The sequence below is a fragment of the Halosolutus sp. YCN4 genome, assembly GCF_059736495.1.
In genome coordinates this window covers 337929-363228 of record NZ_JCASSM010000003.1, presented here as the reverse complement: position 1 = coordinate 363228, position 25300 = coordinate 337929, and the positions used below count along the sequence as shown (strand labels likewise).

Annotated in this window: 20 protein-coding genes; 13 read left to right on the top strand and 7 right to left on the bottom strand. The window is 65.4% G+C overall.

The features are described 5' to 3' along the window. The first annotated feature begins 211 nt into the window (after nt 1–211). A complete protein-coding gene (locus AC6I6X_RS12290; protein WP_497930811.1) occupies nt 212–349 on the top strand; it encodes a hypothetical protein in 138 nt (45 codons plus the stop codon). A 140-nt stretch (nt 350–489) separates the two neighbouring features. On the opposite strand, the gene pan1 is transcribed toward AC6I6X_RS12290, so the two are convergent. After that, a complete protein-coding gene (gene pan1, locus AC6I6X_RS12285) occupies nt 490–1707 on the bottom strand; it encodes a proteasome-activating nucleotidase Pan1 (protein ID WP_497930810.1) in 1218 nt (405 codons plus the stop codon). 125 nt (nt 1708–1832) lie between these two features. On the opposite strand from pan1, the gene AC6I6X_RS12280 reads away from it, so the two are divergent. The 4 genes from AC6I6X_RS12280 (at nt 1833) to rad50 (ending at nt 8631) form a co-directional block, all read left to right on the top strand. After that, nucleotides 1833–2096, top strand: a complete 264-nt coding sequence (locus AC6I6X_RS12280) for a MarR family transcriptional regulator (RefSeq protein ID WP_250141117.1) — start codon at nt 1833–1835, stop codon at nt 2094–2096. Between the two features lie 316 nt (nt 2097–2412). Then, nucleotides 2413–4518, top strand: coding sequence for a hypothetical protein (locus tag AC6I6X_RS12275; RefSeq protein WP_497930809.1), 2106 nt, complete (start codon nt 2413–2415; stop codon nt 4516–4518). Nucleotides 4519–4627: 109 nt separating this feature from the next. Next, entirely contained in the window at nt 4628–5956 is a 1329-nt protein-coding gene (mre11, locus tag AC6I6X_RS12270) for a DNA double-strand break repair protein Mre11 (RefSeq protein WP_497930808.1), read from the top strand. Further along, nucleotides 5953–8631 carry a DNA double-strand break repair ATPase Rad50 gene (gene rad50, locus AC6I6X_RS12265; protein WP_497930807.1) on the top strand — a complete coding sequence of 893 codons (2679 nt, stop codon included), beginning with the start codon at nt 5953–5955 and terminating at the stop codon, nt 8629–8631. Before mre11 ends, rad50 begins: the two co-directional genes overlap by 4 nt. Here the strand turns inward: rad50 and AC6I6X_RS12260 are convergent. From AC6I6X_RS12260 to AC6I6X_RS12250, 3 genes are all read right to left on the bottom strand, one after another. Then, a complete protein-coding gene (locus AC6I6X_RS12260) occupies nt 8628–9086 on the bottom strand; it encodes a DUF7346 family protein (protein ID WP_497930806.1) in 459 nt (152 codons plus the stop codon). The two genes, rad50 and AC6I6X_RS12260, sit on opposite strands and share 4 nt — an antisense overlap. Before the next feature lie 83 nt (nt 9087–9169). Beyond that, nucleotides 9170–9745, bottom strand: coding sequence for a DUF7322 domain-containing protein (locus tag AC6I6X_RS12255; protein WP_497930805.1), 576 nt, complete (start codon nt 9743–9745; stop codon nt 9170–9172). A 106-nt stretch (nt 9746–9851) separates the two neighbouring features. Beyond that, nucleotides 9852–10040 (bottom strand): DUF7331 family protein, encoded by a 189-nt coding sequence (locus AC6I6X_RS12250; RefSeq protein ID WP_250141123.1) that lies wholly within the window; start codon nt 10038–10040, stop codon nt 9852–9854. A 138-nt stretch (nt 10041–10178) separates the two neighbouring features. Here AC6I6X_RS12250 and AC6I6X_RS12245 point away from each other — a divergent pair, with 138 nt between their 5' ends. The 7 genes from AC6I6X_RS12245 to AC6I6X_RS12215 all read left to right on the top strand — a co-directional run bounded on the left by AC6I6X_RS12245 (nt 10179) and on the right by AC6I6X_RS12215 (nt 20307). Next, the gene (locus AC6I6X_RS12245; protein ID WP_497930804.1) at nt 10179–14141 is read left to right on the top strand and encodes a DNA polymerase domain-containing protein; all 3963 of its coding nucleotides are present in this window, start codon (nt 10179–10181) and stop codon (nt 14139–14141) included. 153 nt (nt 14142–14294) lie between these two features. Next, nucleotides 14295–15203 carry an ABC transporter ATP-binding protein gene (locus tag AC6I6X_RS12240; protein ID WP_497930803.1) on the top strand — a complete coding sequence of 303 codons (909 nt, stop codon included), beginning with the start codon at nt 14295–14297 and terminating at the stop codon, nt 15201–15203. Between the two features lie 61 nt (nt 15204–15264). Then, nucleotides 15265–16695 (top strand): Fe-S cluster assembly protein SufB, encoded by a 1431-nt coding sequence (sufB, locus tag AC6I6X_RS12235; protein ID WP_497930802.1) that lies wholly within the window; start codon nt 15265–15267, stop codon nt 16693–16695. A 1-nt stretch (nt 16696) separates the two neighbouring features. Next, nucleotides 16697–17911, top strand: a complete 1215-nt coding sequence (gene sufD, locus AC6I6X_RS12230) for a Fe-S cluster assembly protein SufD (RefSeq protein WP_497930801.1) — start codon at nt 16697–16699, stop codon at nt 17909–17911. 167 nt (nt 17912–18078) lie between these two features. Then, complete coding sequence (locus AC6I6X_RS12225) at nt 18079–19104, top strand: hypothetical protein (RefSeq protein WP_497930800.1); 1026 nt, start codon at nt 18079–18081, stop codon at nt 19102–19104. Between the two features lie 164 nt (nt 19105–19268). Next, a complete protein-coding gene (locus AC6I6X_RS12220; protein ID WP_497930799.1) occupies nt 19269–19763 on the top strand; it encodes a ferritin-like domain-containing protein in 495 nt (164 codons plus the stop codon). Between the two features lie 109 nt (nt 19764–19872). Further along, nucleotides 19873–20307, top strand: coding sequence for a metal-dependent transcriptional regulator (locus tag AC6I6X_RS12215; protein ID WP_497930798.1), 435 nt, complete (start codon nt 19873–19875; stop codon nt 20305–20307). 40 nt (nt 20308–20347) lie between these two features. On the opposite strand, the gene AC6I6X_RS12210 is transcribed toward AC6I6X_RS12215, so the two are convergent. The 3 genes from AC6I6X_RS12210 to AC6I6X_RS12200 form a co-directional block, all read right to left on the bottom strand. After that, a complete protein-coding gene (locus AC6I6X_RS12210) occupies nt 20348–22234 on the bottom strand; it encodes a phospholipase D-like domain-containing protein (RefSeq protein WP_497930797.1) in 1887 nt (628 codons plus the stop codon). Nucleotides 22235–22306: 72 nt separating this feature from the next. Next, a complete protein-coding gene (locus AC6I6X_RS12205; protein WP_497930796.1) occupies nt 22307–23680 on the bottom strand; it encodes a HEAT repeat domain-containing protein in 1374 nt (457 codons plus the stop codon). Between the two features lie 66 nt (nt 23681–23746). Beyond that, entirely contained in the window at nt 23747–24475 is a 729-nt protein-coding gene (locus AC6I6X_RS12200) for a protein sorting system archaetidylserine synthase (RefSeq protein ID WP_497930795.1), read from the bottom strand. Between the two features lie 363 nt (nt 24476–24838). Here AC6I6X_RS12200 and AC6I6X_RS12195 point away from each other — a divergent pair, with 363 nt between their 5' ends. Further along, a complete protein-coding gene (locus AC6I6X_RS12195) occupies nt 24839–25276 on the top strand; it encodes a cupredoxin domain-containing protein (RefSeq protein WP_497930794.1) in 438 nt (145 codons plus the stop codon). The last annotated feature ends 24 nt before the right edge of the window (nt 25277–25300 follow it).

Sequence of the window (25300 nt, the reverse complement as noted above, 5' to 3'; positions counted from 1 at the left end):
TCGGTATCGCCAGCACGTACTGCCGGTCACCGCGACGCGACGGATTCGCCGTGCGACCGCTCTTCCGGTGTTTACGACCCCGTGGACTGCTCGGGACCGTACCTCCCGGTTGGTTTGGACGATCGGAAGCAACGGAGCGAAAACGATGAACTGGTTGGGTGTCAGTTGCCGTTCCGGTACGTTTATACTCCGTTCGCCGGACGATCCACGTATGACAGTCGATCTCAGCGAATTCGACCACCCGGCGTGGGCCGCTGCCGCGGGAACCGGTGTCGCCTATCTGCTGATCCTCGCGGTCTTGACGGTCGCCCTGTTCGTCGTTCCGTGGCTCATCTTTTCGGCCCTGTAACCGGTCGTTCGGACGTGGTGCACCGGGAGGAACCGCTCGACGGTTTTCACGCAATCGATCGGGAGCGCAGGCTCAACCCTGAACGTCGTCCGTGAGGGGCCGCTCTCGAAATCGCTCGGGCGAAAACGTACCGGTCGGGATCAGGCGAACGTCTTCGAGACGTCCTCGGTGTCGTCGGAGTCGGCCTGCACTTTCTCCCAGGCGTTCCGGAAGTCCTCCATCCGGATCTCGGTCCGTTCGTCACGGATGGCGAACATCCCGGCTTCCGTACAGACGGCCTTGATGTCCGCACCGGAGGCCTCCGCGGCGTCTTCGGCCAGTTCCGCGAAGTCGACGTCGTCGGAGACGTTCATGCCGCGCGTGTGGATCTCGAAGATGATTTCGCGACCCTCCTGGTTCGGCTTGGGCACCTCGATGAGGCGATCGAACCGGCCGGGTCGGAGGATGGCCCGATCGAGCATGTCGAAGCGGTTGGTGGCGGCGATGATGCGGATCTCGCCGCGGTCCTCGAAGCCGTCCATCTCGGAGAGCAGTTGCATCATCGTCCGCTGGACCTCGGCGTCGCCGGAGGTCTTCGATTCGGTCCGCTTGGCCGCGATCGCGTCGATCTCGTCGATGAAGATGACGGCGGGTTCGTGTTCGCGGGCGACCTCGAACAGGTCGCGGACCAGTTTCGCGCCCTCGCCGATGAACTTGTGGACCAGTTCCGACCCGGCCATCTTGATGAAGGTGGCGTCGGTCTGGTTGGCGACGGCTTTCGCGAGCATCGTCTTCCCGGTGCCCGGAGGCCCGTGGAGCAGGACGCCGCTCGGCGGGTCGATGCCGACGTCCTCGAACATGTCGGGCTTCTCGAGGGGCATCTCAACGGTCTCGCGGACCTCCTGCATCTGTTCTTCGAGGCCGCCGATGTCCGCGTAGCTGACGTCGGGACTCTCGGTGACTTCCATCACGCGGGCACGCACGTCGGTCTCGCTGGAGAGACTCTTGACGATAGAGAGGGAGTTGTTGACCGCGACGCGCGCGTCGGGTTCGAGGTCCTCGCGCATCTCGTCGGTGACTTCCGTCAGCGCCTCCTGGTTGTTCCCGTGCTGTTTGATGATGACGCCCTCGTCCGTCATCTCCTGGACGGTGGCGACGAACAGCGGCGACTGCTTGAGCTTCTTGTTCTCGTGGGTCAGTCGCTCGAGTTTCTGCTGGTACTTGTTGTTCTCGGCGTTCGCGTCGAGGAGTTTGTCGCGCATCTCCTCGTTCTGGGTCTCGAGGATCTCCAGCCGTTCCTCGAGCGCCTGGATTTTCTCCTGTTGGGACGCCTCGTCCTCGTCGTATGGGAGGTCGACGTCGTCCACAGTGTCACTCATCACCCGTGGTTTGGGTGTTGGTTCATAAGAGGCTTCGGGTCGGTGCACCGAACGGGTTCGATAACTGTGATGAATAAAATGAAACAGAAAATATTATCACCCCGTATTCGGTATGTGGTTGTACGATGAGTGCATCAGTACAGCAAGAGACCAGCCAGCGGGGGACGTGGGACGACGTGCGCGATCTCCCACCGAGCGCCAAACTCGTCGCGAAGGTGCTCGAGTACAACGACACGATGACCCAGCAACAGATCGCCGACGAGACGCTGCTGCCGGCCCGGACGGTACGCTACGCGCTCAACCGGCTCGACGAGCAGAACGTCGTCGACTCCCGGTTCTCGTTCTCCGACGCCCGCAAGCGCCTCTACAGCCTCGACATCGAGGCGTAATCGGCTGTCTGTCGCGGCGACGCGGATCTCGAAGCATCGACGGTCGATCTTCTCCCTCGGGTTTTTGCTCGGCTGCTCGGATCGACGGGTACCGACGGGACCGCAGAGCGACCGAATCCAAGGAGCCGACGCGGCCGGTTCTCGTCGCGAGGACAGTCCCAGTGCGTAATTGAGGCCGCCGTGTTCGGGCGAACACCGGACGGTACGACGGGTACAGAAAGTTCATTGCGCACCCGTTCGCTATCCAGGGTATGTCCAGCACGAAAACGGTCGTGCGTGTTTCGACGGCGCTCTCTCGGATGGATCGTGATCCCTCGTGAGCGAGGACTCGAGAATCGATCGCCGAACCGTCCTCGGCGCACTCGCCGGTGTCGGTGGCGCCGCGATGGCCGGTTGCTCGGCGTTCGAACGCGACGCTGACGGAGAGACGAGTCGGCTAAACGACGACGCGGCTCGAGAGTTGGCGACGCGGTTCGCCCCGACGCTGTACTTCGACGTTCACGAGCGGTGGTTTCCGACGGACCCGCGGCCCTACACCAGCGAACGCAACGACGAGACGATCGTCGCCGGATTCGACGCCCTCGACGGCTACCACGAGCGGTACAGCGAGGGGGACCCGCCGAACCCGACGGTGTTCTACCACGCCGTCGAGTACGAGGGGGCGCCACTCGCCGTGATCCAGTTCTGGTTCTACTCGGTGTTCGACCAGTTCACGACCAACTTCCACTGGCACGACTGGGAAGTGCTTCACGTCTTCGTCGACACCGAAACCGGCGACCCGCAACTGTACGTCGCCAGTTCTCACTCCCGGACGGTCCCGAACAACGAGTTTCTGGACCCGGACCCGGAACTGGTTCCGCGCATCCTCTCGGAACTCGGCTCCCACTCGAGTGCGCTCTCGGTCAACGACGTCCCCGATCGCTTCCAGCGGATCACTATCGACGACCTGATGGCGGACATCACGAACACGGCGCTCGAGGGCGTCGAGGACCTCGCAGACCTCGAACTCCCGCTCGCGTACGGACTGCCGCGAGACGAGGGATCGCGGCTCCCCTACGTCGTCCCGGAGTACGACGGCGGTCCGATATACGACCACGAGCGGTTACCCTCCGTCACCCGCGACTCGCTGGTCGACGACGCGCTGACCGTCCGATCCTACGACGCAATGACGTCGCCGCCGACGGAACTGCCGACGCGCGAGACGGGGCTCGTCTTCGGGCACCGCGAGCGACGGGGCGACGCCGATATCGACGTCGAGTACGACCTCGTCCCGAGCGACGAACTCGAGCACATCTCGTCGTTCACCGGCCCGCAGTTGAGTTTCGAGTTCGCCGTTCCGGACGTGGTCGAGGACGCCATCGCGGGCCACATCACGACGACCGGGACGCCGTGGGGCCAGCCCCGGTACGAGAATCCGGCGGAGGATATCTCCGTTCCGAACCACCGGGTGGCGCTGGCCGACCGCTACGACGCCATCGGCGACGCGGCACCGATAAACACCGTGTTCGCCCGTCTCACGGAGACGATCACCGACGACGACGCGCCGGAGAACGAAGGGCTGACCACGACGGAGACGACCCTCGAGTCGGTCGTCTTGCTCGAGAGCGATCCGGAAGCCGTCCCGACGTTCGGCGGCGTCGCGGTCGTCCAGGACGTCCCGGCCGGCGACCATCGACTGACGGTCAACGGTGCCGGTCGAGCGCCACACAGCGAACGTCTCAGCGTCCCGGACGACGGGACGCCGACGGCGGCCGGCGTCGACGGCGAGATTCCACTGGTCGACCGCGAGGAGGCAACCAAGCTGGAAGTGCTGGGCGAGAACGCGTCGAGCGACCTTTCGGCGGTAGCCGTCGAAGACGACTTCGCCGGGCGACTGTACGAGTCGCCGGTCGACGGCAACGACGCCATCTACGTCCACACGGGCGGGGCCTACACGACCGAGGTTCGGGACAGCGAGAACGCCATCGGCGCCTACCGGATCAACCCGTCCCCCGAGGCCGAGGCACCGGTCCGCATCGAACGACCCGAGACCGGCAAAGCCCCGCTTGCCGCGTTCGTAGCAGACATTGCCGACGAGACGCGGGCTGCGGTCGCAGCGGCCGGCGACGACGATGACGCCGACGAAGAGGATGACGACGACGGGGACGGAGACGCCGGTGCGTCGAACGCCGTCGCAGGTCTCGAGCGCGCCCTCGCCGCCGTTGCCGAGGCCGCGCGGGCAGCCGCCGAAGGGGCACGCGGCGGCGAACGAGCGGCTACCGACCGCCGGCTCGAGACCGTCGCCGAACGACTCCGACGGGTAGAAGAGCGCCTCGAGGAGGCGAGCGACGACCTCCCGAGATCGCTCTCGAACGCGACCCGACACAGACTGGCGCAGGCCGATCGGCGCACGGAACAGGCCCGAGCCGCCGAAAAACTGTAACCCGATGTTCGGGCCCTCCGCTCGGTCGTCGGGTCGCCGCGGTCCGTTCGAATTAACTTTCACTCCGGTCACGGAATCCCTTTAGGATAGGCACTCGAACGGACGGTCAATGACGCGGGTGATACACACGGGCGACACCCACATCGGGTACCAGCAGTACAACTCGCCCGATCGACGCCGGGATTTTCTCGAGGCATTTCGACAGGTCGTCGACGACGCGGTCGCCGAGAACGTCGACGCGGTGATCCACGCCGGGGACCTGTTTCACGATCGCCGACCCAGTCTGATCGATCTGCAGGGGACCGTCGAGATCCTCCGGACGCTCGCCGACGCCGACATCCCGTTTCTCGCCGTCGTCGGCAACCACGAGGGCAAACGCGACGCCCAGTGGCTCGATCTCTTCGCCGATCTCGGACTCGCGACCCGACTCGACGCCAGCCCGCACGTGATCGACGACGTGGCACTGTACGGACTGGACTTCGTCCCCCGATCGCGCCGGGACGACCTCGAGTACGGATTCGAACCGGTACCGGACGAGGCCGACCACGCCGCCCTCGTGAGCCACGGCCTGTTCGAACCGTTCGCCCACGCCGACTGGGACACCGAGAAACTGCTCGCGGAATCGACGGTCGACTTCGACGCCGTTCTGCTCGGTGACAACCACGACCCCGGGACCGCCGAGGTACGGGACGCGTGGGTCACCTATTGCGGTTCGACCGAGCGTGCGAGCGCGAGCGAACGCGAGGCCCGCGGCTACAACCTCCTCGAATTCGACGACGAGGTCTCGATCCGCCGCCGCGGGCTCGACGCGACCCGCGAGTTCGTCTTCGTCGACCTCGATCTCGCCGGAGACGAAGGGCTCGATCGCGTTCAAGAGCGCGTCCGGCAACACGACCTGGAGGGCGCGGTCGTCATCGTGACGATCGAGGGCGAGGGCAAGCCGATCACGCCCGCGACGATCGAGGAGGTCGCCCTCGATCGGGGCGCGCTCGTCGCCCGGGTGAACGATCGCCGGGACCTCCCCGACGACGCGGGCGAGGTGTCGGTGAGTTTCGCCGATCCCGACGCGGCGGTTCGCGAGCGGGTCCGGGACCTGGGGCTGAGCGACGCCGCCCGCGACATCGACGAGACCGTCCGGAACGACGACCTGCCGGACTCGAACGTCCGCGAAACGGTCGAACGGCGCGTCCGCGACCTGCTCGAGGACGACGAAGCGGCGTTCGACCCCGCTGCCGACGGGGATTCCGAGACCGACGAGGCCGAGGCGACGACGGTCGCCGACGCGATCGCGGAGGACGGCGGCGAACCGACGGCCGGCGCGGAGTCGGCCGGCGACGGCGAGAGCGACCCGGCGGTCGAGAGCGAAGCATCCGGGGACGCGAAACCGGACGACGACCCCGCCGACGCCGACACCGCCTCCCTGGGTGATTTCGCGTGAGGGTCGATCGCGTTCGGCTCCGGAACTTCAAGTGCTACGGCGAGGCCGACCTCTCGCTCGATCGGGGCGTCACCGTCGTCCACGGCGTCAACGGGAGCGGGAAATCGACGCTGCTCGAGGCCGTGTTCTTCGCCCTCTACGGCTCGAAGGCGCTCGACGATCGCACGCTCGACGACGTCGTCACGATCGGCGAGGAGGAGGCTGAGGTCGAACTCCACTTCACTCACGACGGGCGCTCCTACAGCGTCGAACGCCACCTCAAACTGCGCGGCGACCGCGCGGTGACGACGAAGTGCGTCCTCGAAACGCCGTCGGAGACGATCGAGGGGGCACGCGACGTCCGCGGGGAGGTAACCCGCCTCCTGCGGATGGACGCCGACGCGTTCGTCAACTGCGCGTACGTTCGGCAGGGCGAGGTGAACAAGCTCATCCACGCCTCGCCGGGCGACCGCCAGGACATGATCGACGACCTGCTGCAGCTCGGCGCGCTCGAAGAGTACCGCGAACGGGCGAGCGACGCCCGGCTCGGCGTCGACGACGTGCTTCGCGAGGTCCGTGGCGAACTGAAGAACATTGAGGAGCAGATCGAGCAGAAGGAAGCGAAGGACCTCCACGAGCGGCTGAACGGGCTGGAGTCCCGGCGCCAGGAGACGATCGACGAGATCGACCACTACGAGCGCCAGCGCGAGCAGGCCGAGTCGACGCTCGAAGCCGCGACCGACGTCCTCGAACGCCACGAGGAGACGCGCGAGGAGATCGAGACGCTCGACGAGGAAATCGAGGAACTCCGATCGAAGATTTCCGAGACCGAGAGCGAGCGCGAGGTGGCCAGAGCCGAGATCCGAGACCTCGAGGATCGGCGGGCGGAACTCGCGGCCGAACGCGACGAACTGCTGGCCGAAATCGATCTCGACGAGACGGACGAGGAGGCGATCGAGAGCCGCATCGACGACCTCGAAGCACGAGACGACGCCCTCCGGGACGACCTCGAGGACGTCCGGGTGACGATCACCGAGAAAAGCGGGACCGTCGAGCGCCTTCGCGAGGAGGCCGCGGAGCTCGAATCGCAGGCCGACGAGGCCCGCGAGGAGGCGGACGCGCTCGAGGGGCAACTCGACGACGACGAGGCGACGATCACCGATCGGGAGGGGAAACTGGAAGAACTCGACGAGGCGATCGGCTCGGCGCGCGAGGAATTCGAGGACGGGCCGATCGCGTTCGGCGAGGCGGCCGATCACGTCGCGGAACTCGAGCGCGAACGCGAGGGGCTGACCGACGAGATCGGCGACGTGACGGCCGACATCAGGGCCGCCGAGAACGCGATCGAGGAGGCCGAAGCGCTGCTCGAGGAGGGGAACTGTCCCACCTGTGGCCAGCCGGTCGAGGACTCCCCTCACGTCGACGTGCTGGACGAGAAACGCGAGGAACTCGTGACGCTCGAAGAGCGGCGTGCGGAACTCGAGGCCGAACGCGACGACGTCGACGAGCGACTCGATCGCGCCGAGGATTTGCGCGAGGCCGAACGGGAGGTCGAGCGACTCGAGACGAAGCGCGACGACGTCGACCGACTGCTGTCGGAGAAACGCGAGACGGTCGCTGAGCGCCGCGAGAAGTGCGAGCAACTGCGCGAGTCGGCCGCGGAATCCGAGCGCGAGGCCGCGGCGAAACGGGCCGAAGCGGACGACCTCGAGGACGAGGTCGCCACCGCGCGGGCGGAACTCGGCGAGATCAACACCGAGCGCGGGGCGCTCAAAACGACGCTGGAGACGCTCGAGCGGATCGCCGAGATCGACGACGAGCGGGCCGAACTCGCGACCCGGATCGAGTCCCTGCGGGACCGCCGATCGGACTGGGAGACGATGAACGACGAGCGCCGGGAGACCCTCTCGGCGAAACGCGAGCGCAAGCGCGACCTCGAGTCGGAGTTCGACGAGGACCGCGTCGAGGAGGCACGGACCGACCGACAGAACGCGGCGAACTACATCGAGAAGGTCGACGAGAAAATCGCCGAACTCGAGGAGCGACGCGACGAACTCGGGAACGCGATCGGCGCGGTCGAGAACGAGATCGAGGAACTCGAGGCTCGACGCGAGGAGCTAGAGACGGTCGAAAAACGGTGTGCGAAGCTGGAATCGCTCTACGAGGAGGCCGAGACCCTCCAGGGGACGTACGGCGAACTCCGATCGGAACTGCGCCAGCAGAACGTCGAGACGCTCGAACGGCTGTTGAACGAGACGTTCGATCTCGTCTACCAGAACGACTCCTACGCGGGGATCGACCTCGACGGCGACTACCGGCTGACGGTCTACCAGAAGGACGGCGAACCCCTCGACCCGGAACAGCTGTCGGGCGGCGAACGGGCGCTGTTCAACCTGAGCCTGCGGTGTGCGATCTATCGTTTGCTCGCCGAAGGCGTCGAGGGGACGGCACCCATGCCGCCGCTCATCCTGGACGAGCCGACCGTCTTCCTCGACTCCGGACACGTCACGCAACTCGTCTCGCTGGTCGAATCGATGCGGGATCTGGGCGTCGAACAGATCGTCGTGGTCAGTCACGACGAAGAACTCGTCGGCGCGGCGGATGCGCTGGTCCAGGTGGAAAAAGACGCGACGTCGAACCGCTCCCAGATCGATCGCGGGGAACCGCCGGAGTCGGCCCTGCTCGCGTCCGACTAGGCGGAGTCTTCGGAGGACGCGGCGTCTCCCGCGTCCGTGGTGCGGATCGCGTCGAGGGCGCGCTCGCACGTCTCGGTGAGTTCGTAGCCGCGTTCGCCCGCGACGTCGGTCTCCGCGACGAGTCCCGCAGCCGAGAGCACCGTGAGCCGACCGTGGAGGTCGCTCTCACAGACGTCGTACCGATCGAGGAGCGTTCGAACGCCGAGCGGGCCGCGCTCGTCGAGTTCGACCAGCAGCCCGAGCGTTTCGTCGTCGTGGACGGCCGTCAGGAGCGTCCGAACTGGCGTGGTGACCGTCTTGGCAGCGGTCTCGAGCGCGGATTCGTCGACGGACTCGAGGCGATCGTTCTGGACGTAACATTCGTTCCCGGTATCCGGGTCGCGAACGAGGCTCGCGCTGTCGGACTGCTTGAGAACCAGGTAGCGCTTCCCGGTGTCGTCGCGTACGGTTTTCATGGTGGGACGATCGTCCGGTAGCACTCATTCGTGGACGATCGTTCAATTAGGTTTCGCTCGACCGGGAACGGATCCCCGCCAGGTCAACTCGCGTCGTCGCTGTCGTCCGCGTCCGTGGTATCGGCCGACCCCCGATTGCCACGTTCGGCTTTCGACGCTCCGGGTTTCGTCTCGGGTTCGGATTCGGGACTGGCGTCGGATTCGGGCCCGTCGTCGGGGACCGCCCCATCGGCGGGATCCGTCCCGTCGTCCTCCTCTGTGGCGGTCTCGCCGGTCCCGGACTGCCCGTCACCGGCAGCCGACGCCTCGTAGACCTGGTACCGGCGGTACGCGAACACGGCCAGGACCGCGCCAGCGGCGAGCAGTGCGAGGCTCCGGGTCGTCCGTCCCTCGAAGAGCAAGAAGAGGAGGCCGAGCGACGCGACCAGGATCGTCGCGTTGAGCACGAGCACCAGCCCCCAGAAGTGCTCGAGGAGTTCGCCCGGAACGTCCGTCTCACTGGTCGAGACCTCGGGAATCGGTACCGACGTCGACTCGTCGGTCGACTCCTCGCGCTCTCTGGTAACGTCGGGAATGGTCAACGAGTCGCTGTCCGGATCCCTGAATTCCTCCTCCGGATCGTACTCCTCCGGTTCGTGCTCGGTCCGATCGAACAGCACAGCTAACCGGACGAGAAGCGGCCGCAAAAGGGTTCGCGTTCGGGTCGACCGTGGTGGCCTGCCCCGTTTTGGTCGGGGACCGGACCTGGCGCCGGCACGCGTGCACTCAGGCGATATCGTCGAGTGCGAGCGTCCGGGACGTTTCCACCCAGGCCAGCGGGTTCTCCGCGTCGTAGAAGACCACCCCGTCTTCGGTCTCGTAGGATTCGATCGTCGCGGTGCCCTCGAGTTCGCCACGTGGTTCGCTACTGTCCGTCGTCTCGTCGTCGTTCACACGGGTGGACACTTCGATCACCTGATCGTATGCTAGGTGTTACCACATTATATGTCTTGTTGCCCTCACAAAATCACGTCGTACCTGCGGCGTCGGTGAGCCGCGGTCGCGGAATCGGAGTGCCGGGGTTTTTATTCGACGACTTCGAACCTCGAGACCATGACTGAGGCGGGCCAGGCCGGACTCGCGGAGTTCGCGGAGGCGTCCGACGACCGGCCGGACGAAGAGGCAGTTGCCGTCGCCGGCAACGGCGGAACCGACGCCGCGGACGTGATCGACGTCGTCGAGGAGACCCTCCCGGAACCGGACGGCGATCTCGAACTCGCGGTCATGCAGGTTGATTATACGGTCGCCGGCTACGGGGACGAGGAACGGCCGATCATGCACGTCTTCGGGCGGACCCCCGACGGGGAACTGGAACACGTCCAGGTCGTCGGCTTCCGGCCGTACTTCTACGCGCCGACGGCGACGCTCGATCGGCCACCGGAGGAGGAGTACGATCGGCTCACAGGCAGCCGCGAGGTCGACCGGAACGACGAGCCATACGAGAGCATCCGCGGGGAGAACCTGACCAAGATCTTCGGCCAGACGCCCCGCGACGTCGGGCAAGTGCGCGACGACTTCGAGCACTACGAGGCGGACATCCTCTTCCCGAACCGGTTCCTCATCGACAAGGACGTCCGCAGCGGCATTCGCGTGCCGGAACGTCGCGCGGAGGACGACTCCCTCGTCGTCCCCCACGAGGAAGTCGAGGCCGTCGACGTCGACGCCGAGCCCCGCGTCCAGACGTTCGACATCGAGGTCGACGACCGCTCGGGGTTCCCGGAGGACGGCGAGGAGCCGATCGTCTGTCTCACCAGCCACGACTCCTACCGCGACGAGTACGTCATGTGGCTCTACGAGGCCCCGATCGGCGACGGGGAGATTCCGGACGCCATCGAGGAGTACGACCCGATCGAGGGGCCACTCGATCACGAGATCCGAAGCTTCGACGAGGAGGAGGCGATGCTCGAGGCGTTTATCGAGTACATCGAGCGGACCGATCCCGACGTCCTCACCGGGTGGAACTTCGAAGATTTCGACGCGCCGTACCTCCTCGATCGGCTGGAGGAACTCCAGGGCGGCCACGAGTACGACCTCTCGATCGATCGGCTCTCGCGGGTCGACGAGGTTTGGCGGAGCAACTGGGGCGGCCCGGACATCAAGGGGCGGGTCGTCTTCGACCTGCTCTACGGTTACCAGCGGATGGTCTTCTCCGAACTGGACTCGTACCGGCTGGACGCCGTCGGCGAGGCGGAACTGGGCGTCGGCAAGGAGCGCTACGCCGGCGACATCGGCGACCTCTGGGAGGACGACCCCACACAACTGCTCGCGTACAACCTGCGGGACGTCGAGATCTGCGTCGAACTCGATCGCCAGCAGGAGATCATCCCGTTCTGGGACGAGGTGCGATCGTTCGTCGGGTGTAAACTCGAGGACGCGCCGACGCCGGGAGACGCGGTCGACATGTACGTCCTCCACCAGGCCCACGGCCAGTTCGCGCTCCCCTCGAAGGGCCAGCAGGAGGCCGGCGAAGAGTACGAGGGCGGCGCGGTGTTCGAACCGATCACGGGCGTCAAGGAGAACGTCACCGTGCTCGACCTGAAGTCGCTGTACCCGATGTGCATGACGACGATCAACGCGTCGCCGGAGACGAAGGTCGATCCCGACGAGTACGACGGGGAAACCTATATCGCCCCGACCGACCCCGAGCCGATCCACTTCCGGAAGGAACCCGACGGCGTGATGCGCGAGATGATCACCGAACTGCTCGCCGAGCGCGAGGAGAAGAAGGACCGGCGGAACGAGTACGAGCCCGGCACCCCCGAGTACGAGCAGTACGATCGCCAGCAGGGCGCCGTGAAGGTCATCATGAACTGCTTCACTCCTGATACGGAGGTGTTGACTCCTGACGGTGTTCGTGGCATTACCGATCTCGAGGTCGGTAACGAGGTGTATTCGCTCGATCCGGAGACGGAAACGCTGCAGGTCAAGCCGGTTGTCGAAACCCATGCCTATCCCGACTACGACGGCGATCTGATCGATATCGAGACGAACAAAATTGACTTCCGTGTCACGCCAAATCATCGAATGCTCGTTCGCAAGAACGAGACCAACGGGATCAGTGAAGACGAGTACAGTTTTGTCGAGGCCGGGAATCTCGACCGAGCGACGAACTACGAATTGCCTCACGACTGGGAGGGCCCCGACGGAGACGAACTCGGCGAAGTCGATCTCACGGAACTGATCGATGGTGAGTACGAGGTCTGGGTCCGACCGTCCGTTCACGGTCACACGTTCACTGCGGAACTAGGGTGGACGCCGCGTCGCGTTCCGAAAGCCGACGTCGGGGAAACGGGTTACGTCTTTACCGCTGAGGAGTTCGAGGAACACCGCAAGTACATCGAGGAGTTCGGTGACAAGAGCTTCATCCATCGCGAATCCGGCCGGAAGTGGATTCCACGAACATACGATGCAGACAACTTCCTCGACCTGCTCGCGTGGTTTGTGACAGAAGGGAACGTGTACACCTCCAAAGACAAGCAATTCGGTGAGAACTTTCGCGGGTCTGCGACGACAGTGAAACTGGCTCAGGACAAACTGCCGATCGCTGACGGCGGCGTCGACCACCACACGACGATCGGCGAACTGCTCGACGATATGGGATTCGACTACCACGTGGACGATCGCTCCTATACAGTCACGTCGAAACTCCTCGGAAACCTTCTGACTTCACTCTGTGGGGAGGGAAGCTTCGGGAAGCGAATCCCCGAATTCGTCTTCGAGTGCAGCCGTCGACAGAAGCGGCGGTTCCTCGAGGTTCTGATCGACGGAGACGGCGATCGACAGGTGAACTCGTGGCGGTACTCCACCTCGAGTAACCGTCTTCGAGACGACGTTCTGCGGCTCTGTGCCCATCTCGGTCTCACGGCAAACTACAACCACGATAGCGGTTCGTGGCGGATCTACGTCACTGAGGATTCGAAGAATACGCTCCGGATGCATCGGAGTTCATCCCGAAATACTGCTGACGATGGTGTCTACTGCGTAACTGTCGAAGATAATCACACGCTTCTTGCGGGACGAAACGGTAAATTCCAGTTCGTTGGCCAGTCGCTGTACGGTGTTTCGGGCTGGGAACAGTTCCGCCTGTACGACAAGGAGGCAGCATCAGCGATCACTGCCACTGGTCGTGAAGTCATCGAGTTCACGCAGACCGCTGCCAACGAGGAGGGCTACGTAGTTACCTACGGTGACACCGATAGCGTGATGCTCGAACTCGGGCCCGACGTATCGAAAGAGGAGGCCATCGAGACTTCCTTCGAGATCGAAGAGCACATCAACGCCCGCTACGACGACTTCGCGCGCGAAGAACTCAGCGCGGAGTTCCATCGCTTCCAGATCGAGTTCGAGAAACTCTACCGGCGGTTCTTCCAGGCGGGCACGAAGAAACGCTACGCCGGCCACATCGTCTGGAAGGAGGGCAAAGACGTCGACGACGTCGACATCACCGGCTTCGAGTATAAGCGATCGGACATCGCGCCGATCACCAAGGAGGTCCAGCACCGGGTCATCGAGATGATCGTCAAGGAGGGCGACGTCGAGGGTGCGAAGGAGTACGTCAACGGGATCATCGAGGACGTGCTCGCGGGCGAGGTCTCCCTCGAAGAGATCGGTATTCCCGGCGGCATCGGCAAGCGCCTGGACAACTACGACACCGACACGGCCCAGGTCCGGGGGGCGAAGTACGCGAACCTGTTACTCGGGACCAACTTCCAGCGCGGGAGCAAGCCCAAGCGCCTCTACCTCGATCGGGTCGACCCCGCGTTCTTCCGCCGGATGGAGGCCGAGGAAGGGTTCGATCCCCAGCGCGATCCCCTCTACGGCGCGTTCAAACGCGATCCCGACGTCATCTGCTTCGAGTACGACGACCAGATCCCCGACGAGTTCGAGGTCGACTACGAGAAGATGCTCGAGAAGACGCTGAAGGGACCGATCGAGCGCATCCTCGAGGCGCTGGACGTCTCCTGGGAGGAGGTCAAGAGCGGCCAGGAGCAGACCGGGCTCGACAGTTTCATGTGACGGCGCGGATCGATCGGGCGCTCGCTCGAGCGGTCGGTGACGTCGAGTCGGAGTTTCTATTTCAATAAATAATCTTCGCCAATCGAAACCGTATGCAATCGGATACGAAACCGTTATCAGTCATACGACCCACCGTTCACACGACAGAGTACTATGGCACGTCTCGAACTACGCAACCTGCACGCGGAAGTAGCGGAGGGCGACGAGAAGATTCTCGACGGGGTCGACCTCGAGGTCGAGTCCGGCGAGATTCACGCCCTCATGGGACCGAACGGCTCCGGGAAGTCGACGACCGCGAAGGTCGTCGCCGGCCATCCGGCCTACGAGGTCACCGAAGGTGACGTCCTGATTCACCTCGAGGAGGGCGAGTTCGGCGACGACATCGAGATCGACGAGGACCAGCGCACCTGGGACCTGCTCGACCTCGAGCCAAACGAGCGCGCGGCGCTCGGCGTCTTCCTCGGTTTCCAGTACCCGGCCGAGATCGAGGGCGTCACGATGACCAACTTCCTCCGGACGGCGCTCAACGCCAAGATCGAAGAGCGCGAGGAACTCTTCGAGGACGAGGGGGCCGAGGAGGAGGAGGACGAAGACGAAGGCTTCGAGACCTCGCCGATGGAAGGCCCCGCGGACGAGGGCGAGATCGGCGTCGCCGAGTTCCAGGAGATCCTCCAGGAGAAGATGGAGCAACTGGACATGGACGAGAAGTTCGCCCAGCGCTACCTCAACGCCGGCTTCTCCGGCGGCGAGAAGAAGCAGAACGAAGTGCTGCAGGCCGCGATCCTCGAGCCCTCGATCGCCGTCCTCGACGAGATCGACTCGGGGCTCGACATCGATCGCCTCCAGGACGTCTCGAACGGGATCAACGCCCTGCGCGACGAGCAGGGCACCGGGATCCTCCAGATCACCCACTACCAGCGCATCCTCGACTACGTCGAACCCGATCACGTCCACGTGATGCTCGACGGTCGGATCGCCAAGAGCGGCGGTCCCGAACTCGCCGAGGAACTCGAGGACAAGGGGTACGACTGGGTCCGCGAAGAGGTCTACGGCACCGCGTAACCGAATTCGGCTAGAACAACGGTAATAACCCTACAGCCGTAACCATATACACAATCACATTATGAGTTCCGAACAAGATCACCTCAAAGAAACTGACACTGAAGCGCGGTTCGAGTTCAAGAAAGAACAGAACGCCGCGGTGAAATCCGACAAGGGGCTGACCGAGGAGGTCATCCGCATGATCTCCGAGGACAAGGACGAACCCGACTGGATGCTCGAGCGCCGCCTGCGCGCGCTCAAGCAGTACCAGAACATGCCGATGCCGTCGGGCTGGCCCGGCATGCCCGATCTCTCCGGGCTGGACGTCGAAGAGATCGTGCCGTACATCCGCCCGGACGTCGACAAGCGCGAAGGCGTCGACGACTGGACGGAACTGCCCGACGAGATCAAGGACACCTTCGACAAGCTCGGCATCCCGGAGGCGGAGAAGAACGCCCTCTCCGGCGTCGGCGCCCAGTACGAGTCGGAGGTCGTCTACCAGAACATGCAAGAGCAGTGGGAGGAGAAGGGTGTCGTCTTCATGAACATGGACCGCGCGGTCCAGGAGCACCCCGACCTCGTCAAGGAACACTTCATGACGACTTGCGTGCCGCCGAGCGACAACAAGTTCGCTGCGCTGCACGGGGCCGTCTGGTCCGGCGGGTCGTTCGTCTACGTCCCCGAGGGCGTCACCGTCGAGATGCCCGTCCAGGCCTACTTCCGGATGAACTCCGAGGGGATGGGCCAGTTCGAACACACGCTCATCATCGCCGAGGAGGGCTCGGAGGTCCACTACATCGAGGGCTGTTCCGCGCCGAAGTACGGTACCCACAACCTGCACTCCGGCGGCGTCGAAGTCTTCGTCGGCGAGGACGCCCACGTCCAGTACTCGACCGTCCAGAACTGGTCGAAGAACACCTTCAACCTCAACACCAAGCGTGCCATCGTCGAAGCGAACGGCACGATGGAGTGGGTCTCGGGCTCGATGGGCTCGAAGGCGACCATGCTCTACCCGTGCTCGATCCTCAAGGGTCGCGGCGCGACCGACACCCACATCACGATCGCCTTCGCGGGCGAAGGTCAGGACATCGACACCGGCGCGAAGGTCTACCACAACGCGCCGAACACGAAGTCGACGATCGAGTCCAAGTCGATCTCGAAGGACGGCGGCCGCACCAACTACCGCGGCCTCGTCCACATCGCCGACGGCGCCGAGAACTCCTCCACTGCGGTGGAGTGTGACGCGCTGATGTTCGACAACGAGTCCACGTCGGACACCATGCCGTACATGGAGATCGAGGAGTCGAAGGTCGACGTCGCCCACGAGGCGACCGTCGGCAAGATCGGCGACGAGGACATCTTCTACCTCCAGAGCCGCGGGCTGGACGACGACGACGCCAAGAAGATGATCGTCGCCGGCTTCATCGAGCCGATCACGGAGGAACTGCCGATCGAGTACGCGGTCGAACTCAACCGCCTCATCGAACTCGAGATGGAAGGGAGCCTCGGATAATATGAGCACGCAGGTACATGCCAATCTGACGGAGGAACAGGTCCGCGAAATCAGCGGAGGACTGGACGAGCCCGAGTGGCTCCTCGAAACCCGCCTCGAAGCACTCGAGGCGCTCGAGGAACTGGACATGCCCGACGTCATCCGGACGCCGGGTCGCGACTGGACGAACCTCCACGAACTGGACTTCGAGTCGCTCGTCGATCCGCTGAACGCCGCCGAAGACAAAGACCAGGTCGGTCCCGCCGACGTCGAGGTCCTTCCGTGGGCCGAGGCGATCGCCGAGCACGAAGGGCTCGTCCGAGAGCACTTCGGTAGCGTCGTCGACCCGCAGGAGAACTACCTCACTGCGCTCTCGACGGCCCTGTTCAGCACTGGGACCGTCGTCTACGTCCCAGAGGGCGTCGACGCCGAGGACGTCACCGTCCGGACCGAGCAGAACTCCCGCTCGCTGTTCAACTACACGCTCGTCGTCACCGAGGAGTCGTCGTCGGTCACGATCCTCGAACGCCAGTCGACGGGCGAACAGCAGGACGAGCAGTACTACAGCGGTATCGTCGAGGTCGTCGCGGGCGAGAACAGTTCGGTCCAGTACGGAAGCCTCCAGAACCTCTCGGAGGAGGCCTACAACTTCGCGCTCAAGCGCGGTGACGCCGACACGTATGCGACGATCGACTGGATCGAGGTCAACCTCGGGACGCAGCTGACGAAATCCGGCGTCTCGACGGTTCTCAACGGCGACTCCTCGGAGACCCAGATCGTCGGGGCCTTCTACGGTCACGACGACCAGCACTTCGACCTCGACGCGAAGGTCTGGCACCGTGCCGAGCACACGACGGCGGACCTCGTCACGCGCGGCGTCACCGACGATGTCGCCCGATCGGTCTACGAGGGCGTCCAGGACGTCGGTCCGGACGCGTGGGACACCAGCTCCTACCAGCGCGAGAACACGCTGATGCTGTCCGACGAGTCCGAAGCAGACGCCTCGCCGAAGCTGATCATCAACAACCACGACACCGAGGCCAGCCACTCGGCGACGGTCGGCCAGATCGACCAGGAGGACCTGCTGTACATGACCTCCCGCGGCATCGACCCGCGTTCCGCGCGCAACATGCTCGTCGAGGGCTTCTTCGTGCCGGTACTCGAGGAGATCGCGGTCGACGAACTGCGCGACGACCTCGAAGAGCTGATTCAGACGCGCCTTCGCCAGCGCGAGTAAGCCGACGACGCCGAGTCACGGCCTCTCTCTGCGATCGGCTCTCGCTCGTTTCGGCGATCCCGCCCCGATCGCAACGGCGCTCGATCGCAGGGGTTTTCTCCCGTCGAAAGCGAACGAGTAAATCGTCTGACGACCATTTTAGTGCGCCAGCGTAGTACCGGGTCTCGATGCGGTCCCTGCCAGTCGAACTCGACGAGGAGACGTTCGAGGCGCTCGAGATGGAACGGCGGCTGATCGGGTTCGACAGCCGTGCCGCGTACGTCGAGTGGGTCGTCGAGCACCGCGCCTCGATTACCGAGGAAGCCGACGGGGCGGAACGACTCCTCGAGGCGTACCGCGACCGGATCGCCCGGCTCGAGGCGCGTCTCGCGGAGCAGACCGATCGAGACGGACGGCGCGCTCGATCGACCGATCCGGACCCGGAATCGGCCCCCGACGCGGATCGCGACGGCTCCGTGCGGCCCGACGGGTCGACAGACGCCGCGCCGGTGGCCGATGCCGACCCGGACCCGACCGAGTCGAGACCGCGAGCGGACGCCGACGGCGGGTGGAGTCGTTCGAAGAGCCACCCGTCGATCGAGGTCCGGGGCTCTCCGCGGACCACGATTTCGCGCGATCGGACCGGCGACGCCGTCGATGCCACCGGCACCGCGGACAGCGAGACGAGGTCGACCGGCGACGGCGGGAACGGCGGATCCGCCGGGGCGAACGCGTCCGGACTCACGCCGGAACGCGTCGTGCGCATCTCGGAGGATCCGGTCGCGGAAGACGCGGACATCCTCGAGACGGTCGCGTTCGATCGGCTGGACGAACTCTCGCGGCGCGCGGTCGCCAAGACGCGCTCCCGGCTGAACCGGTCGGTCGAAACTGGGCTCGAGTACCGATCGTCGACGGCCCTGGTCGACGACTCCGTCCGGCCGGGCGAAGACGTGGTCGACCTCGACTCGCTGTCCGTTCCCGGCCACGACGACGAGGTGATCGCGGCCCGCCGGGAGGTCGCCGGGCGAGCGATCGCGTTCCTCCGGGACGAGGGACGGGCGCGGAAATCCGACTTCGTGGACGCGCTCTACGAGCGCCACCCCGCGGGCTACGAGACGGCCGATAGCTGGTGGGCCTGTCTGAAGCGCGCACTCAAACAGGTCGATGCGATCGAGGGCGGCGACGGAAGCCGGGTCTGGCGGTTCGCCGGCTGATACGGATTGCTGTAACGATTTACCGGCGCAACCGCGATCCGGGCGGCGGTTGCGCCGGAAATGACTACCAGTAAACCGTATGAGACTGCGCTCCAAGCGCCGACGGCGATCGTGACGACCCTCGGATGCCGGAAGTTAAGTACCATGCCCACCGAAGGCAATCTATGAGTCTGGGACAGCGCGTCTCGAGCGATCACCAGCTCGCCCGACTCCTCCAGATCGGGGTCGTGCTGGAAGAGGTCGTCGAGTCACGCGCCGCCCACCACCTCGAGTCGCTGCCCGAGGACGAACGGGAGGCGGTCGACGAGGCGGTGCGGGAGTTGCTCGCCGAGGCCGCCGACGAATCGGCGGAACATCGCGAGCGGCTCGAGGCGCTGATCGACGACCTGGACGCCGAGACGGTCGCCTACGAGGAGATCAACGCATTGGTCGACGCCCAGTACGGCCCGCCGGAGGACACCGACGGCGTCCTCTACGATCAACTGGCCAACGAGGAGACGGCCTACAAGTTCTACGACGACCTGATCGAGGCGATCGAGGCCTCCGAAGCCACGTTCGCGATCGATCGCGATCGGCTCCTCGAGACGCTCTCGGACATTCGCGAAGAGGAGAAAGAGGGAGTCCAGGACGTGACCGAGATCATGGAGCACAGAGCATGATCGGGGCGACGACCTCGCGGACCCACGCCGTCGGCCCGCGTTCGTCCCGGTGGAACCACCGACGCGCAACGACCACGGACAGCGACCTCGCGACCGACGGAGGGACGCAATGAACACTGCAGACCAGTATCTCAAAGCGATCTATCTCGCCCAGCGCATCGAAGACGGCCCCGCCTCGACAGGGACGCTCGCGGACCTGCTCGAGGTCAGCCCCGCGAGCGTCAACGAGATGATCGGCAAACTGGAGGGGCGCGGCCTCGTCGACCACGAGAAGTACAAGGGTGCCAGCCTGACCGACGAAGGCCTCGAACGCGCTCACGACGCGCTCCAGACCTACTGTATCATCGAACGCTTCCTCGCGAACGTCCTCGAGGTCGAGGAGTTCCGGGAGGAGGCCCGCGCCCTCGAGAGCGTCATCGACGACACCGTCGCCGAACGCCTCGACACGATCATCGATCGCCCCGCGGAGTGTCCCGACTGTTTCGATCCCGAGCGGGATTGCTGTGAACGGCTGGAACTCGAAGTCGGCGGCTGTGCGGACTGAGCCGTCCTCGCGTCCGTTCTCGACCGCTCCGTTGCCCCGATCAGTCCCGGCCTCGTGACGCCACGGCCGCCTCGTCACCGAACCGGACGTACCGCCGACCGATAATCGCGGCCCCGACCAGGGCGGCCACGACGACGGCAGACAGTTCGATCGGGAGCGACCACGTCCCGCCGGCCCAGTCGTCCTCGAAGACCGTCGCGTAGTAGGTCGCGATCTCCTCGCCGTGCACGGCGAGAAGCACCTCGCGATTCTCCCGGAGCGAGTTGGCGTTCCAGTTCGCGCTCCCGACGACCGCCGTCTCCCGATCGACGACGACGCCCTTGGTGTGAATCTTTTCGAACGCGTCGGTGTCGTCGGCGAGTCGAACGTCGAAGTCGAGGTCGTCCCTGGCGGCGGTTCGCTCGAGGTCTGCGGCGAGTCGTTCGTGGTCGTCTTCGACGTACCACGACGAGTCGAGCAGGAGTCGGACCGTGACGCCGCGACGGGCGGCCGCGATGGTCGCCTCGAGCAGGGAGACGTCGGGGTCGACGGTAGCCTGCTGGACGAGCAACTCGTCTTCCGCCGACGCGACGAGGGACTCGAGGCGCGATTCGGCGTTGTCGGGCGCGAGCAGGAGTTCGGCCGACTCGATCGGGACGGTGGCTGGTTCGTGATCGGTCTCGAACGATCGCGGTGGCGGCGGATCGTCGTCGACGAACGAGGCGTTCGCGAGGTACGCGGCCCCAGATTCGGTGTCCCACCCCCGGAAGTCGGCCCGGAACACCGACGCGAGGTCGGCCGCGAGAGCGGCGTCGGAGAGCCGAACGCCCCAGCCGCGACTCGATTCCCCACCGACGCCCGCGGGTTTCCAGTTTTCGGACGTCACGAGGACCGTGTCGTCAGCGACGAGGTACTTCGGGTGGTGGTACCGGTAGCGCGCCCCCTCGCCGCCGACGGCGCGAACCTCGACGCCCGCGGTACGCAACGTCTCGATCCGCGATCGGGTCTCCGAGGGCGCGCCGCCGACCGGGCCCGACTCGAGGAGGACGGCGACGTCGACGCCGCGTGCCGCGGCGTCCGCCAGCGCGGCGGCGATGTCGGGATCGGTGAAGGTGTACCCCGCGAGCAGGAGTCGATCGTCGGCCTCGCGGATCGTCTCGCGCGGCACCTCCGGCGCGTCGGGGAGGACGAACGCCGTCCCTTCTCCCGGATCGAATTCGGCGGCCGGGCGACAGGTGGCGTCACGGGGCCACCACTGGCCGAGCGGTTCGCCGCCGCCGTCGGCGATCGCCGTGTCGGCCGCGCGTGAGTCCGCCTCGCCGCCGGATTCGGCCCGGTACCATCGTTCCGCGAGGGGTGCCCGATCGTAGGCCACCTCGTCGACGACGTCCGTCCCGTTTCGGAGCGTGAGGGCGTCCCCGTCGTCCGCGAGTCGGAGGGTCCCGTCGAGTTCGAGGACGGGAGCGTCGGTCAATGCGTCGGCTGCCGCAGGGTCGGTACTGGCGGCGACCCGCCCAGAGACGGTCTCGTTCGGGAGTTTCGCTGTCGTGTGACCGTCCGTGATCGTCCAGTTCGCCAGCCGCGTTCCGGGTGGCGTCTCGATGACCAGATGCTCGCCGACGTCCCCTCGAGCCGTCGGGTTCGGGTAGAGCTCCACGATCCGGGCGTCCGCGGTCGCGGTCGACGTCGATCCGTGTTCGGCCTCGGCACCTCCGTGGCCCTCGATCGGACAGTCCGTGCCAGTCTCAGGGGACGACGTCTCGTTACCCACTCCGACCGGTGCGAACGTCTGCGATGCTGTCGCTCCGGATTCATCGGTCGCCGCCTGCTTCCACGGTGACTCGCCCCTGGCCGTCGCCGGCGAGCCGAGAGCGAGTGGACCGACGATCGCGACGCTCGCGACGAGTGCGAGTGCGAGCGCGGTGACTGTCTGGCGTCGATCGACCATCGGGGTGTCTGGCCGCCCCTTCGTACTTAAATTGTGAGGAGAGCCGCGGTCGCCGACTGTCGTCGCGTGCGATTAGGCCGCCGGCTCGAGATCGACGTTCTCGGCCTCGGCCTGGACGAGATAGGCCCGATCGCCGTCGTACTCGGCGACGATTTCGAGGGCCTCTTTCGTCCCAATGCGGTTGAGCGCCCACGCGGCGCTGGCGCGGACCCGATCGGCCTCGTCGTCGGCGAGGACGTCTGCCAGCGGGTCGATCGCGCGGGTGTCGCCGATCAGACCGAGCGCGCGGGCGGCCCAGCTGCGAACGTCGGCGTTCTCGTCGACGAGCTGGTTGGCGATCGGCTGGACTGCCTCCGCGGTACCGATCTCGCCGAGCGCCCGGAACGCTGGCTGTTGCAGGTTCGGGTTGGAGTCGACGTAGTCGAGCAGGGTGTCGACGACCTCGTCGTCGTCGACGCCGATCTTGCCGAGGACGGCCATTGCGGCCTGGTCGCGGCGGTTGGCCTTCTGGAGCATCGGTTCGATGGCCTCCTCGGGACCCATCCGTTCGAGGGCTTCCATGCAGTGTTCCTCCATGAAGTCCGAATCGAACGTCTCCAGCGCCAGCAGGATCATGTCGACGTTGCCCCGCTTCTCGTGGACCTTGAGCGCGTGCCACTCGGGCGGGAAATCCTTGACGTGATCGAGCACGTCGTAGAACCCCTCCCGCCGGAGCTGTTCACGGATCTCGAGGTCCGTCCACTCGGTCGCGTCGTCGACGTCGCTCTCGAGGGCGTCGGTCGCCTCGAGCAGGCCGGCGATCGTCTCCGCGTCGTCGTCTGCGTCCAGATCGGCCGCCTCGACCGCCTCGACCGCGTTCTCGAGGCTCGCCTCGAGCCGTTCCGGGACGGTCTCGCCCTCGTCGACCAGCGTAACGGAACTCCCGAGGAGGTCGTTGAGGTCGTCGAGGAAGTCGCCGACGGCCTCGATCAGCTCCGCGTCGCCCTCCTCGGTCCAGCGGGTACCCGTGATCGTGGCGCTTACGCCGTTGATTTCGCTGATCACGTCTTCGGCGTAGGGGCCGCGCTGGTCCTCGAGGTCGGACTCGAGGTCCGACACGTCGCTTTCGATGTCGTCGTAGCGCTCCTGCAGTTCTTCCTCCGGCGTGACCGTCTCTTCGTCTTCGTCTTCGTCTTCGTCTTCGTCTTCGTCTTCGTCTTCGTCCTCGTCCTCGTCCTCGTCTTCCTCCGGCGGCTCCGGAATCTCGATCGGCTCGAATTCCGATCGGAACGCCTCGACGTCCGCCTCGACGACGTCCAGGTCGGCCTCGGTCTCGGCGGCCTCGAGGTCCGCTTCGAGGGTCGCGAGGTCGTCCTCGAGGGCTGCGAGGTCCGATCGGATCGCGTCGAGATCGACCGGTTCGTCCGCCGCTTCGGCTGGCTCGTCGGGTGACTCCTCGTCACTCATCGTCCCACCTCGTGACGGCTCCGACGCGTGACAGTGTCCATAGGTACAGGTCGTGTCAGCACGTTCCTAAGCGTTTCCATGCAGGCCCGTCTCGGCCGGTCGGGGCTCGTCCTCGCGCCAGTAGAACCAGGGACTCAGTGTCATGTACGCGATACCGAGCGTCAGGAGGGCGTAGGGGAACGTTCGGCCCGCAAAACTGGGGACGAGGATCGCGAGCGCGTGGACGACGCCCATGATGGCGGCGTCGCGCGCGAGCAGATCTGGGTACCGGATCCGCGAGACCATCAGGTAACAGAACGCGCCGGTGACCGCGAGCACGAGCCAGGGGTCGGCCACGCCCGCGAGGATGGCCGCACCGAGAATCGTCGCTGCGAGCGTCGTCTGGACGCCCTCGGTGTAGCTTCCAGCCGTGTCGTAGGCCGTGTACAGCCCCAGCCGTGCGACCGCCATCGCGACGAACAGGGCACCGATCGCCGTCACGAGCAGGAGTTCGGGAGTAACCGTCTCGGATCCGATTTCGAGTCCGTCCCTGACCACCACGAACGCGAGCACCGCGGGCGCGACCGCGAAGGAGGCGACGTCGGCGAGCGAGTCCAGGTACGGACCCGCCTCGGAGCCGCCGTAGCGGCGGGCGAGGATCCCGTCCAGCCCGTCGGCGATCGCCGCCAGCAGGATGAGACGGGCGGCGAGTCGAATGTCGGCGAACGCGACGACGACGGCGACGAACCCGAGCGCGGCGTTCGCGATCGTCACCGCGTCGGCGACGCCCAGTCGGCCGACGAACCGGGGGAGCATACTCCCGGGTACGTCCGGCGGGTACCTTACGTGTTTTCGTTCGGATCGGGAGGGGTGTCGATCGGTCCGTGGAGGTATCGTAGCCACTGAAACGATTTATCCACTGATCGCACAGCCGTCCTGCGATCAGATGTGCAGTGACTTTCAGTGGCCGCTCTATCGTTCCCCCGAGCGACCCGTCGGTTCGTCTCCGTGATCGCCACCACCCGATGGCCACGGGCGGGGAACGAGGATGAGGCCTGCTACCGGAACGACCACGACCATCGATCGAACCGATCATCTTCGGCGGTTCTCGAAGGGGACGATTACCGATTCGAGAGATGAACCGGGGCGGTTATATCGCGAGTGTCCCAACGTTCATGTATGAATCGGCGCGTCCTGCTCGCCGCTCTCGGAACGGGGGCCGCTTCTGGACTGGCAGGCTGTTCGTCCGTTCTCTCGCTCTCCGACGACGGCCCCTGTAGCGGCGACGAGTGCGACATCGGGATGACGCGAAACGAGTTTCTCCCCGAAACCTACGAGGCGACGGTCGGCGAGACCATCGTCTGGAAGAACACGAGCGGCGCGGATCACACGATCACGGCCCTCGAGAGCGGTCTCCCCGACGGCGCCGAGTACTTCGCCACCGGCGGCTTCGAGGACGAGGAATCGGCCAGGGTGGCCTGGGAAGATCACCGCGGCGGTCGGCTGGGAACCCGCGAGACGTACGAACGCACGTTCGACGTCCCGGGGACCTACCCGTACATCTGCATCCCGCACGTGGGGGGCGGCATGGTCGGCGAAATCGTCGTGACAGAGTAACACACTCTGCAGAAAGTATTTATG

Coding starts and splice junctions, on each gene's coding strand:
- AC6I6X_RS12290 (WP_497930811.1), top strand. CDS start 212: ATGACAGTCGATCTCAGCGAATTCGACCACCCGGCGTGGGCCGCTGCC.
- pan1 (WP_497930810.1), bottom strand. CDS start 1,707: ATGAGTGACACTGTGGACGACGTCGACCTCCCATACGACGAGGACGAG.
- AC6I6X_RS12280 (WP_250141117.1), top strand. CDS start 1,833: ATGAGTGCATCAGTACAGCAAGAGACCAGCCAGCGGGGGACGTGGGAC.
- mre11 (WP_497930808.1), top strand. CDS start 4,628: ATGACGCGGGTGATACACACGGGCGACACCCACATCGGGTACCAGCAG.
- AC6I6X_RS12260 (WP_497930806.1), bottom strand. CDS start 9,086: ATGAAAACCGTACGCGACGACACCGGGAAGCGCTACCTGGTTCTCAAG.
- AC6I6X_RS12245 (WP_497930804.1), top strand. CDS start 10,179: ATGACTGAGGCGGGCCAGGCCGGACTCGCGGAGTTCGCGGAGGCGTCC.
- AC6I6X_RS12240 (WP_497930803.1), top strand. CDS start 14,295: ATGGCACGTCTCGAACTACGCAACCTGCACGCGGAAGTAGCGGAGGGC.
- sufB (WP_497930802.1), top strand. CDS start 15,265: ATGAGTTCCGAACAAGATCACCTCAAAGAAACTGACACTGAAGCGCGG.
- sufD (WP_497930801.1), top strand. CDS start 16,697: ATGAGCACGCAGGTACATGCCAATCTGACGGAGGAACAGGTCCGCGAA.
- AC6I6X_RS12225 (WP_497930800.1), top strand. CDS start 18,079: ATGCGGTCCCTGCCAGTCGAACTCGACGAGGAGACGTTCGAGGCGCTC.
- AC6I6X_RS12220 (WP_497930799.1), top strand. CDS start 19,269: ATGAGTCTGGGACAGCGCGTCTCGAGCGATCACCAGCTCGCCCGACTC.
- AC6I6X_RS12215 (WP_497930798.1), top strand. CDS start 19,873: ATGAACACTGCAGACCAGTATCTCAAAGCGATCTATCTCGCCCAGCGC.
- AC6I6X_RS12210 (WP_497930797.1), bottom strand. CDS start 22,234: ATGGTCGATCGACGCCAGACAGTCACCGCGCTCGCACTCGCACTCGTC.
- AC6I6X_RS12205 (WP_497930796.1), bottom strand. CDS start 23,680: ATGAGTGACGAGGAGTCACCCGACGAGCCAGCCGAAGCGGCGGACGAA.
- AC6I6X_RS12200 (WP_497930795.1), bottom strand. CDS start 24,475: ATGCTCCCCCGGTTCGTCGGCCGACTGGGCGTCGCCGACGCGGTGACG.
- AC6I6X_RS12195 (WP_497930794.1), top strand. CDS start 24,839: ATGAATCGGCGCGTCCTGCTCGCCGCTCTCGGAACGGGGGCCGCTTCT.